This is a genomic window from Pseudomonas sp. Sample_20 (genome assembly GCF_004307585.1).
Taxonomy (GTDB): domain Bacteria; phylum Pseudomonadota; class Gammaproteobacteria; order Pseudomonadales; family Pseudomonadaceae; genus Aquipseudomonas; species Aquipseudomonas atacamensis.
Map to the genome: position 1 here is coordinate 1 of NZ_RCOA01000121.1, position 11,218 is coordinate 11,218.

The following is an 11,218-nucleotide window of genomic DNA, read 5'->3' on the forward strand; positions in this document are numbered from 1 at the left end:
GGGCAGATTCGCAAGATCGTCGGCGAGATCAACATCGAAGACCTGCGCATCCCCTACACCGCCGTCGCCGCCGATCTGACCAACCAGCAGGAAATCTGGTTTCAGGAAGGCTGCCTGCATCAGGCCATGCGCGCCTCGGCGGCGATTCCCAGCCTGTTTACCCCGGTGATGCAGGGCAACCGCATGCTGGTCGATGGCGGCATTCTCAATCCGTTGCCGATCGTTCCGGTGGTGTCGAGCCACTGCGATCTGATCATCGCGGTCAACCTCAACGCCACCAATCAGCGCCAGTACAAGTTGCCGGTGATCGAGCGGCCAGCGGCGTTTCGTTCGCGCTTCGACAGTCTGATCAAATCCATGGGTTCGAAGTTGCCATTCCGGCGTAAACAGGCCGAGCAATTGTTGAAGCTGGAACAGGAAGCGTTGCGCGCCGAGGCGGCGGAGATCAATCCGTGGCTCGAAGGCGTCGAACCGGAAAGCCAACAACCGGCCGCCGCGCCGGAACGCGAAGGCGCGCCGAAATCCGCCACCGGTTCGTTCATCATCGATAACGTCGGGCCGGCGTCGTTGCTGGATCTGATCAACCAGAGTTTCGAGGTGATGCAGACCTCACTGGCGCAGTACAAGATTGCCGGGTATCCGCCGGACATCCTGATCAACGTGCCGAAGCGGGTATGCCGGTTTTTCGAGTTCTACAAGGCGCCGGAGTTGATCGCGCTGGGCAGACAGATTGCCAGTGATACGCTGGATCGGTATGAGCAGGAGCAGGGTTGATTACCTGAAGGCTGTGGGTGAATGTTCCGGCCTCATCGCGGGCAAGCCCGCTCCCACAGGGTTCTCGGGGGAAATGAAATCTGGGTGATACATAGCTCACTGTGGGAGCGGGCTTGCCCGCGATGGCGCCCGACCATACAACACAAAACTACAACCCATCAGCACTCAACAACCGATACCCAACCCCCGCCTCAGTCACAATAAACCGTGGCCGGGTCGGGTCATCCGCCAGTTTCTGCCGCAGATGCCCGACCACGATGCGCAGGTAATGACTGTCCTCGGTGTGCGTCGGCCCCCAGATATCCTTGAGCAATTGCTGCTGGGTGATCACCCGCCCCGGATGCCGCGCCAGTTGCGCGAGCACCGCATACTCCTTGCGGGTCAGGGCGACTTCGGCACCGTCGAGCAGCACGCGCCGATAGGCCAGATCCACGGTCAGAGGGCCGAAACTCAGCGCCGCTGGCTGCGCCTCCCCCGCCGGTGCCTGACGCAACAACGCGCGGACCCGGGCGAGAAATTCCTGGATGCCGAACGGTTTGGTCACATAGTCATTGGCGCCGCCATCCAGCGCTTCGACCTTCTGCCCTTCACTGGCGCGCACCGACAGCACCAGCACTGGCGTGGTCGCCCACTCGCGCAGTTCGCGCAGGACCTGCTGACCGTCCATGTCCGGCAACCCGAGGTCGAGCACCACCAGGTCCGGTTTGCTCAGCGCAGCTTGCGCCAGGCCTTCAGCGCCGGTGCCGGCTTCGAGCACTTTGTAGCCTTGTGAAGCGAGGCTGATGCGCAGGAATTTGCGAATCTGCGGTTCGTCGTCGATGACCAAAATGGTCGCGGTCTGGCTCATGAATTCACATCAACACAATAGATTGGCAAGAGAGTAGCGCAGTCGACTTCAAGCTTCACCGTCCATCCCCGGTTGCGCCTGCAACGGCAGATGCAAGGTGATGCAGGTGCCGCGCCCATCGATGCCGTCAGCCACGGAAATGCGCCCACCGTGGGCGCCGACCATGCCCTGACAGATCGCCAGCCCCAACCCCGTGCCCTGCCCGCCGCGATCACCGCGCGCGGCGGTGTAGAACATGTCGAAAATCTTCGCTCGGTCCTCTTCAGGGATCCCCGGGCCTTCATCGCTGACCGCAAAGAAAATCTCCTGCTCATCGGCGCCGGCGCGCAGTTGCAGGCGACCGTGGCTGGGGGAAAAGCGCGCGGCGTTCTCCAGCACATTGACCAGCGCCTGCTCGATCAACGCCGCGTGCACATACAGCAACGGCAGCTCGGCCGGCACTTCGGTGCTGACCTGCAGCGGCGCCAGCACGGCGCGCAGGCGATTGAGCGAACTGCCGACGATATCGGCCGGCGATACCCAGTCCCGCGCCAGCTTCAGGGCGCCGTGGCCGAGGCGGGTCATGTCGAGCAGGTTCTGGATGTAGCGGTCGAGGCGTTCGGCCTCATCGCGGGTGCCTTCGAGCAGCTCGCGGCGATCTTCCAGCGGGATCGCTTCGCCGAGGGCCAGCAGGCTGTCGATGCTGCCGCGCATGGCCGTCAGCGGCGTGCGCAAATCGTGGGACACCGAGGCCAGCAAGGCGCTGCGCAACTGTTCGGTTTCGCCGTGCAGACGCGCCGCTTCGAGGTCATCGGCCAATTGCGCGCGGGCCAGGGCTTGCGCCAGCGGCTGGCTCAGCGCAGTGAGCAAACGCCGGCGCTGACCGCTCAAGCTCTGGCCTTCCTTGGCGCAAACACCGAGCAACGCCAGCGGCCCGTCCTCGACCGACAACGGCCACCACCACCAACGCCCCAGCGGCAAGGTACCGGTGCCCTTGCCCGCCGGTTGATCGTGTTGCCAGGCCCAATCGGCGGCGGCGCGTTCGGCCTCGGTGAATTGCAGCGGCCCGCCGGTTTCGACTTTCCAGCCGCCCTGGCCGTCGCGGTTGAGCAAGCACAATTGCACATCGCTCCAGCCTTCGAGGTGTTGCGCGGCAGCGCTGATCACGGCTTGGCGATCCGTCGCGGCGGTGAGTTTGCGCGACAGGTCGAGCAGTTCGCTGGTCTCTTCCTGGGTATCGCGCAAGGCCTGCAACTGCCGCCGCTGACGCGCCGCGAGGTTGCCGGTGAGCGCCGCCATCAACAGGAAGAACAGCAGCGTCAGCACGTCTTCTTCGCGCTGAATGCTGAAGGAGAAATTCGGTGGAATGAACAGAAAATCGTAGGTCAGAAACGACAACGCCGCACAGGCCAGCGCCGGGCCGAGGCTGCTGCGCACCGCCACCAGCAACACCGCCGCGAGAAACACCAGCGAAATGTTCGGCAGCGGCAACACACTCGATACCGCCCAGGCCAAGGCCGTGGCCAACAACGTCGCGACCAGCGCCAGCGCGTAGTCGAACCACACCAGCGTGACTGAATTACGCGGGCGCGGTTGGTGCTGCTCGTGATCACTGTCGAGCACGTTGATTTCCAGACCGTGCGCCTGACGCAGCAGGCGCGCCGCCAGACCACCGCCGAACAGTCGACGGCGCAAGCGCGGCCGCGACTGGCCGACCAGCAACAGACTGGCGCGGCGCTCGGCGGCGTGTTGAATCAGAGTTTTCGCCACTTCGCCGGCACGCAACAGCACCACTTCGCCACCAAGGCGTTCGGCCAGTTGCTGGGCGCTTTGCAAACGCAACCGCGATTGCTCGTCACGGGCACTGCCGTTGTCGACATGCACCAGACTCCACGGCAGATGCCGACGCTGGGCGACGCGGCTGGCGTGACGCACCAGCCGTTCGGCCTGCGCATCGCCATCGATGCCGACCAGCAAACGCCCGCGCACCGCCGGCGCGGCCTGGCCGAGTTGGCGATAGCCTTGGGCCAGATCGTTGTCGACCTGCGCGGCGGCGGTCTGCATTGCCAGTTCGCGCAGTGCGGTGAGGTTAGTCTGGGTGAAAAAGGCGTCGATCGCAGCGCGGGCCTGTTCCGGCACGTAGACCTTGCCCTCGCGCAGACGCTCAAGCAATTCACGCGGCGGCAAGTCGATCAGCAGCAGCTCGAAAGCTTCCTGCAAAACCCAGTCCGGCAGGGTTTCGCGCACCTGCACGCCGGTGATGCCGCGCACCTGATCGTTGAGGCTTTCCAGGTGCTGGACGTTGACCGTGGTGAACACGTCGATGCCGGCGGCGAGCAGTTCCTGAATGTCTTGCCAGCGCTTGGCGTGACGGCTGCCGGGGGCGTTGCTGTGGGCCAGTTCATCGACCAGCACAAGCTTCGGCTTGGCGGCGAGAATGCCGTCGAGGTCCATTTCTTCAAGCAGCACGCCACGGTATTCGCTGCGCACCAGTGGTTGCTGCGGCAGGCCACCGAGCAAGGCTTCGGTTTCGGCGCGGCCATGGGTTTCGACCACGCCGGCGAGAACCTTCACGCCTTGGCGCAGTTGCGTGTGCGCCGCCTGAAGCATGGCGTAGGTCTTGCCGACCCCGGGCGCCGCGCCGAGAAAAACCTTGAGCCGGCCACGGCCATCGCGGGGCAGGTCTGCTAACAGTGCGTCGGCGCGGCCGGAGTCGCTCATGCTTGATGCTCTCTCTTACGAATGATCGTTCCCACGCTCTGCGTGGGAATGCAGTCCGGGACGCTCTGCGTCCCATAAAAGCAGACGCAGAGCGTCTATTGATGCATTCCCACGCAGAGCGAGGGAACGATCAGTATCAACTGAGTTACAGGTTTTGCAGTGCCAGGTTCAGCTCCAGCACATTCACCACCGGCGGTCCTACCAGTGGCTGTTCGATGTGCTTATCGAGCAATTGCTGCAAGGTCGACACCGGCAGGTTGCGCGCCGCCGCGACACGCGCCAGTTGATAGGCAATTGCTGCCGGTGGCAAGTGCGGATCGAGGCCGCTGGCGGAGGTGGTCAGCAAGGCCAATGGCACCGGCCCCTGCCCAGCGACTTGTTGTTTTTGCGCGTCTTCGATTACGCGGGTCGCCAGGGACGGATTGCTTGGCGCGAGGTTACTGGCGCCGCTGGCGACCGTGGCAAAAGCCCCGGCGGACGGGCGTGGGTGGAACCAGTTGTCGCCGCTGAAATCCTGGGCGATCAGCGACGAGCCGCGGACTTTGCCGTCGGCGTCGTGGATCAGGCTGCCATTGGCCTGAGCCGGGAAAGCGACTTGGGCGATGCCGGTAACCGCGAGTGGATAGGCGACGCCGGTGATCAGGGTCATCAGCGCCAACAGGGTCAGGGCCGGGCGTATCATTGTGGACATTTCAAAATCCTCGAATTCGTTGGGCAAACTTTTGCGGGGTGTCAGGGAGATTTTTCCCCCTCACCCCAGCCCTCTCCCCCAAGGGGGCGAGGGGGAAAGGGAGCCGATCCTTGTGCTGTTCAAAACCCGAGTTAGGCTCGGAATTTCAGGTCGGCGAACCTCGCACAAACACCTCGGTCAGTCCCCTCTCCCCCCGGGAGAGGGTTAGGGTGAGGGGCTCTTTTCAGCCTCACACCAGATGCAACGCCGTAAGCAGCATGTCGATCACCTTGATCCCCACGAACGGCACGACAATCCCGCCGACGCCATAGATCAGCAGATTGCGCCGCAACAACGCCGCCGCACTCGCTGCTTGCACGCGCACACCGCGCAATGCCAATGGAATCAGCACAACGATGATCAAAGCGTTGAAGACAATGGCCGAGAGAATCGCGCTCTGCGGACTGCTCAGGTGCATGATGTTCAGCACGCCCAGTTGCGGGTAAATCGAGGCGAACAGCGCCGGCAGAATCGCGAAGTATTTGGCGATGTCGTTGGCGATGGAAAAGGTCGTCAGCGCGCCACGGGTCACCAGCAATTCCTTGCCGATCTGCACCACGTCGAGCAGCTTGGTCGGGTCGCTGTCGAGGTCGACCATGTTCGCCGCTTCGCGTGCCGCTTGCGTGCCATCGTTCATGGCCATGCCGACGTCGGCCTGAGCCAGCGCCGGGGCGTCGTTGGCGCCGTCGCCGCACATGGCGACCAGGCGACCGTCGTTCTGCTCGTGACGGATCCGCGCGAGTTTTTTCTCCGGCGTGGCTTCGGCGAGCACATCGTCGACGCCGGCTTCAGCGGCGATCGCAGCAGCGGTCAGCGGGTTGTCGCCGGTGACCATCACCGTGCGAATCCCCAGTTTGCGCAGCTCGGCGAAACGCTCGCGGATGCCTGGTTTGACCACGTCCTTGAGATGGATCGCGCCAAGCAACTTACCGTCTGCACAGACCAGCAACGGCGTGCCACCGCTCTGGGCAATCTTGTCGATTTCCCGCGCCAGCGCCGGGGCCAGATCGCTACGTTGCTGACCGAGAAACGCCAGCAGCGAATCCACCGCACCTTTGCGATACACGCGGCCCTGATAATCGACGCCGGACAAGCGGGTTTCCGCGCTGAACGGCACGGCGGTCAGGGTTTCCGGGCCCGGCTCCGGTTGCGGATGCAGGCCACGAAGGAACTCGACGATCGACTTGCCTTCAGCGGTTTCGTCGGCCAGCGAGGCAAACAACGCGCCCTCGGCCAGCTCACGGCCGGTCACACCCGGCGCGGCATACACCGCGCTGCAACGACGGTTGCCGAAGGTGATGGTGCCGGTCTTGTCGAGCAACAGCACATGCACGTCACCCGCCGCCTCCACCGCGCGACCGGATTTGGCGATCACATTCAGGCGCACCAGTCGATCCATCCCGGCGATACCGATGGCCGACAGCAGACCGCCGATGGTGGTCGGGATCAGCGTGACCAATAACGCCACGAGGAATACCAGCGGCAGGCTGCCGTTGGCGAAATGCGCGAACGGTTGCAGGGTGACGACCACCAGCAGAAAGATCAGGGTCAGGCCGATCAGCAGGATATCCAGCGCGACTTCGTTCGGGGTCTTCTGACGCTTGGCGCCTTCGACCAGGGCGATCATGCGGTCGAGGGTCGATTCACCAGGGTTGGTGGTGATCTTCACCAGCAGCCAGTCGGACACCAACCGCGTGTTGCCGGTGACGGCGGAGCGGTCGCCGCCAGACTCGCGGATCACCGGCGCCGATTCGCCAGTGATCGCCGCTTCGTTGACCGCCGCAATACCTTCGATGACTTCGCCGTCACCGGGGATCATTTCCCCGGCTTCGACTCGCACCACGTCGCCCTTGCGCAGATTGGCAGCCGGCACGATCTTGAAGCTGCCATCAGCCTGGCGGCAACGGGCGCTGAGGCCTTCACTGCCGGCCTTGAGGCTGTCGGCGCGAGCCTTGCCACGACCTTCGGCCAAGGCCTCGGCGAAGTTGGCGAACAGCACGGTGAACCACAGCCACAGGGCGATTTGCGCGGCGACGAAGGTAGGCACGTCGGCATCCGGAAGGAAGCACAGCACGGTGGTGAAAATCGCCGTCAGTTCGACCACCAGCATCACTGGCGAACGGGCCAGCTGCCGTGGGTCGAGCTTGACGAAGGCTTGCACCAGCGCCGGACGCCACAGGGCCGAGATCGCGGTTTTGGCTTGTTCCGGCGCTTTGACGGCGGCGGGTTTGATTGCAGGCATATTCATGATGGATTCCTTAGAAGCCCATACTTAAATGTTCGGCGATAGGACCGAGCGCCAGCGTCGGCAAGAACGTCAGGCCGCCCACCAGCAAAATGGTCACGGTCAACAGGGTCACGAACAGCGGGCCGTGGGTCGGGAAGCTGTTCTGGCCGACCGGTGCGCTTTTCTTCATCGCCAGGCTACCGGCCAGTGCCAGCACCGGCAGGATGTAGCCGAAGCGGCCGATCAACATGCCCAGGCCGAGCATCAGGTTGTGGAACGGCGTGTTCGCGCCCAGGCCACCAAATGCCGAACCGTTGTTGGCGCTCGCCGAGGTGTAGGCATAGAGCAACTGACTGAAACCATGCGCGCCGGGGTTGCTGATGGTTGCCGCAGCGCTGGGAACCGTGGCGGCAATCGCGCCGAGCACCAGCACGCCGACCGGCATCACCAGCAGCGTCACCACCAACAATTGCACCTCACGCGCTTGAAGCTTCTTGCCGAGGTATTCCGGCGTCCGACCGATCATCAGACCGGCGAGGAACACCGCGATCAGCACGTTGAGCAACATGCCGTAGAGCCCCGCGCCGACACCGCCGAAGATCACTTCGCCGACCATCATGTTGACCAGCGCGACCATACCGCTGAGCGGGTTGAGGCTGTCGTGCATGCCGTTGACCGAACCGTTCGAAGCCGCCGTCGTGGTCACCGACCACAGCACCGTCGCGGTGGTACCGAAGCGCGCTTCCTTGCCTTCCAGCGGCGCAGTCTGCTCGACAGCGGCGTTGTTCAGGGTCGGATTCGGCTGATACTCGGCCCACAGCGAGGTCGCGCCGCCAATCAGGAACAACGCCAGCATGCAGGCGATGATCGCGCGGCTCTGACGCAGATCCTTGACGTAATGGCCGAAGGTGAACACCAGCGCCACCGGGATCAGAATGATCGAAGCGACTTCGAACAGGTTGCTCCACGCGGTCGGGTTCTCGAAAGGATGCGCCGAGTTGACCCCGAAGAAACCGCCACCGTTGGTGCCCAGCTGCTTGATCGCAATCTGGCTGGCGGCCGGGCCGAGCGGGATCACCTGATCGACGCCTTGCAGGGTCACGGCATTTACATACTGCGCGAAGGTTTGTGGCACGCCCTGCCAGACCAGATACAGCGCCAGCAGCAAGCACAGCGGCAGCAGGCCATAGAGGGTGGCGCGGGTCATGTCGACCCAGAAGTTGCCGAGGGTCTGCGCCGACTTACGGCCGATGCCACGGCACAGCGCGACCAGCACGGCCAGGCCGGTGGCGGCGCTGACGAAGTTCTGCACGGTGAGACCGACCATCTGGCTCAGGTAGCTGAGGGTCGCTTCACCGCTATAGGACTGCCAGTTGGTGTTGGTCATGAAACTGACCGCGGTGTTGAACGCCTGGGTCCATTCCTGGCCCGGCAGGTTTTGCGGGTTCAGCGGCAGGTGATCCTGGAACAGCAGAATCGCAAACAGCAGCAGGAAACCGGCAAGGTTGAACGCCAGCAGCGCCAGCGTGTACTTCTGCCAGCTCTGCTCCGCCTGCGCATCGACCCCGGCAAGACGATAGCAACCGCGCTCGACCGGGCCGAGAATCGGCGTCAGCCAGGTGCGCTGGCCCTCCATGACCTTGTAATAGAAGCGCCCAAGGAACGGCGCCGGCAGCAGAACCAGCGCAAAAAACCCGAGGATCAGCCAATAGTCATAACTGTGCATAGCCGCTCCTAGTTCCGGTCCGCGCGCAACAGCGCAACCAACAGATAAATGAACAGCCCCACTGCCAACAGCAGTGACACCCCGTCCAGAACGCTCATGGAAGATCTCCGTGTAACGGCGTATTGCCGTGTGTGGAGGGATTGTCGGGAAGGAGGCTGTAAAGGAACGAGAGCGAGGGCCGGCGTGGGTCATAAAGAAAGCGTAAAGAGTGGGTTTATGCGGGCTTTACAGCAGGTTTTTGCAGCGTCAGGTCGGACCTCATCGCGGGCAAGCCCGACTCCCACAGGTTATGCGCTGGAATCAAATTCAGCGGACGACGCAGAACCCTGTGGGAGCGGGCTTGCCCGCGAAGGCGGCATAACAGACTCCGCTGCTCCCAACTGGCGCACAAAAAACGCTCATCCAGCTGCGAACATCCCCGCTGCGACAGCTTTGGACTCATTACGACTTGTTTCAGCGTAATGGCACGCCCACTGCACACGCCCTCTCCCGAGCTTTCCAACCATTGCGGGAGCAAGCGCATGAACACACAACTCAAACCCACGCTGGGCACGTTGCACCTGTGGGGCATTGCCGTGGGGCTGGTGATTTCCGGGGAATATTTCGGCTGGAGTTACGGCTGGGGCGTGGCCGGTACGCTGGGTTTTCTGGTGACTTCATTCATGGTCGCGACCATGTACACCTGCTTCATCTTCAGTTTCACCGAACTGACCACCGCGATTCCCCATGCCGGCGGGCCGTTTGCCTACAGCCGCCGCGCGTTTGGCGAAAAAGGCGGATTGATCGCCGGACTGGCCACACTGATCGAATTCGTCTTCGCCCCGCCAGCGATTGCCTTGGCGATTGGCGCGTATCTCAATGTGCAATTTCCGGCGCTCGACCCTAAACACGCAGCGGTTGGCGCCTACATCGTGTTCATGGGCCTGAATATTCTCGGGGTGAAACTGGCCGCGACGTTCGAGCTGATCGTCTGCGTGCTGGCGGTGGCTGAGTTGCTGGTGTTCATGGGCGTGGTCGCGCCGGCGTTCAGCTTCAGCAACTTCGCCCTGAATGGCTGGGCCGGTTCCGACGTCTTCGGCGCGCCGGCGATTGCCGGGATGTTCGCGGCGATCCCGTTTGCAATCTGGTTCTTCCTAGCTATCGAAGGCGCCGCCATGGCCGCCGAAGAAGCCAAGGACCCGAAACGCACGATCCCGAAAGCCTACATCAGCGGCATCCTGACCCTGGTGTTGCTGGCCATGGGCGTGATGTTCTTCGCCGGCGGCGTCGGCGACTGGCGCACCTTGTCCAACATCAACGACCCACTGCCGCAGGCGATGAAAACCGTGGTCGGCGACAACTCCGGCTGGCTGCACATGCTGGTGTGGATCGGCCTGTTCGGCCTGGTCGCCAGTTTCCACGGCATCATCCTTGGTTATTCGCGGCAATTCTTCGCCCTCGCCCGCGCCGGTTACCTGCCTGCCTCATTGGCAAAACTGTCGCGCTTCCAGACCCCGCACCGCGCAATCATCGCTGGCGGCCTTATCGGCATCGCGGCGATCTACAGCGACGGTCTGATCAACCTCGGCGGCATGACACTCACCGCCGCGATGATCACCATGGCCGTGTTCGGCGCCATCGTGATGTACATCATGAGCATGCTCAGCCTGTTCAAACTGCGTAAGTCGGAGCCGAATCTTGAGCGTACTTTCCGTGCACCATGCTATCCGCTGGTTCCACTGATCGCGCTGGTGCTGGCGTTGGTTTGCCTGGTGGCGATGGCGTGGTTCAACACACTGATCGGGCTGATTTTCCTCGGTTTCATGGCGGTGGGGTTCTGCTACTTCATGCTCACCGGGCAACTGCGCGCCGATGCGCCGGCGGATGCGATGTTGACTGGTCTGTAACACGGTTCGGGTGTGCCGGGCATAAGCGGCCTAGAATGGAACCACCGCGAAGTCGTTTCGCTCAAAGGTGGTATGCAGCATCGCACGGCGAAGTCCTCGCCCGTCGAGCTGCCATTAAGGAGAGCCGTTATGCCCTGGTATGCCTGGTTGATTCTGGTCGTTGCGATCGGCTCGATTGTCGGCGGATTGATGATGTTGCGCGACACCGCCAACAAGGTCGAACTGACCGATGAAGAACGCAAGCGCGTCGCACAGCGCAATGCCGAAGCGGATGCCAAGGATGCACAAGACCGCTGATACCAACCCCGCCGCAATGGCGGGGTTTGTT

General features: G+C 62.9%; 9 protein-coding genes. 3 read left to right on the top strand and 6 right to left on the bottom strand.

The window, feature by feature from the left end; all coding sequences use genetic code 11:
• The coding region (locus D8U70_RS23440; protein ID WP_130929843.1) for a patatin-like phospholipase family protein at positions 1 to 774 on the top strand (774 nt) is incomplete at its 5' end.
• 148 nt (positions 775 to 922) lie between these two features.
• On the opposite strand, the gene D8U70_RS23445 is transcribed toward D8U70_RS23440, so the two are convergent.
• From D8U70_RS23445 to kdpF, 6 genes are all read right to left on the bottom strand, one after another.
• Positions 923 to 1,621 carry a response regulator gene (locus tag D8U70_RS23445; RefSeq protein WP_056788412.1) on the bottom strand — a complete coding sequence of 233 codons (699 nt, stop codon included), beginning with the start codon at positions 1,619 to 1,621 and terminating at the stop codon, positions 923 to 925.
• A gap of 48 nt (positions 1,622 to 1,669) precedes the next feature.
• Complete coding sequence (locus D8U70_RS23450; RefSeq protein WP_073472405.1) at positions 1,670 to 4,321, bottom strand: sensor histidine kinase KdpD; 2,652 nt, start codon at positions 4,319 to 4,321, stop codon at positions 1,670 to 1,672.
• 145 nt (positions 4,322 to 4,466) lie between these two features.
• Entirely contained in the window at positions 4,467 to 5,012 is a 546-nt protein-coding gene (gene kdpC, locus D8U70_RS23455) for a potassium-transporting ATPase subunit KdpC (protein WP_130929844.1), read from the bottom strand.
• A 229-nt stretch (positions 5,013 to 5,241) separates the two neighbouring features.
• A complete protein-coding gene (gene kdpB, locus D8U70_RS23460; RefSeq protein WP_130929845.1) occupies positions 5,242 to 7,299 on the bottom strand; it encodes a potassium-transporting ATPase subunit KdpB in 2,058 nt (685 codons plus the stop codon).
• 10 nt (positions 7,300 to 7,309) lie between these two features.
• Positions 7,310 to 9,004, bottom strand: a complete 1,695-nt coding sequence (kdpA, locus tag D8U70_RS23465) for a potassium-transporting ATPase subunit KdpA (protein ID WP_056788402.1) — start codon at positions 9,002 to 9,004, stop codon at positions 7,310 to 7,312.
• Between the two features lie 8 nt (positions 9,005 to 9,012).
• On the bottom strand, positions 9,013 to 9,102 hold the full coding sequence (gene kdpF, locus D8U70_RS23470) for a K(+)-transporting ATPase subunit F (RefSeq protein WP_007899818.1): 90 nt from the start codon (positions 9,100 to 9,102) through the stop codon (positions 9,013 to 9,015).
• Between the two features lie 423 nt (positions 9,103 to 9,525).
• On the opposite strand from kdpF, the gene eat reads away from it, so the two are divergent.
• On the top strand, positions 9,526 to 10,890 hold the full coding sequence (eat, locus tag D8U70_RS23475; protein ID WP_130929846.1) for an ethanolamine permease: 1,365 nt from the start codon (positions 9,526 to 9,528) through the stop codon (positions 10,888 to 10,890).
• A 129-nt stretch (positions 10,891 to 11,019) separates the two neighbouring features.
• Positions 11,020 to 11,187 (top strand): DUF2897 family protein, encoded by a 168-nt coding sequence (locus D8U70_RS23480; protein ID WP_016770901.1) that lies wholly within the window; start codon positions 11,020 to 11,022, stop codon positions 11,185 to 11,187.
• The last annotated feature ends 31 nt before the right edge of the window (positions 11,188 to 11,218 follow it).

What these genes read in the sequence shown, in the direction of transcription:
- D8U70_RS23445 (WP_056788412.1), bottom strand. Translation starts at nt 1,621, where the DNA reads ATGAGCCAGACCGCGACCATTTTGGTCATCGACGACGAACCGCAGATT.
- D8U70_RS23450 (WP_073472405.1), bottom strand. Translation starts at nt 4,321, where the DNA reads ATGAGCGACTCCGGCCGCGCCGACGCACTGTTAGCAGACCTGCCCCGC.
- kdpC (WP_130929844.1), bottom strand. Translation starts at nt 5,012, where the DNA reads ATGTCCACAATGATACGCCCGGCCCTGACCCTGTTGGCGCTGATGACC.
- kdpB (WP_130929845.1), bottom strand. Translation starts at nt 7,299, where the DNA reads ATGAATATGCCTGCAATCAAACCCGCCGCCGTCAAAGCGCCGGAACAA.
- kdpA (WP_056788402.1), bottom strand. Translation starts at nt 9,004, where the DNA reads ATGCACAGTTATGACTATTGGCTGATCCTCGGGTTTTTTGCGCTGGTT.
- kdpF (WP_007899818.1), bottom strand. Translation starts at nt 9,102, where the DNA reads ATGAGCGTTCTGGACGGGGTGTCACTGCTGTTGGCAGTGGGGCTGTTC.
- eat (WP_130929846.1), top strand. Translation starts at nt 9,526, where the DNA reads ATGAACACACAACTCAAACCCACGCTGGGCACGTTGCACCTGTGGGGC.
- D8U70_RS23480 (WP_016770901.1), top strand. Translation starts at nt 11,020, where the DNA reads ATGCCCTGGTATGCCTGGTTGATTCTGGTCGTTGCGATCGGCTCGATT.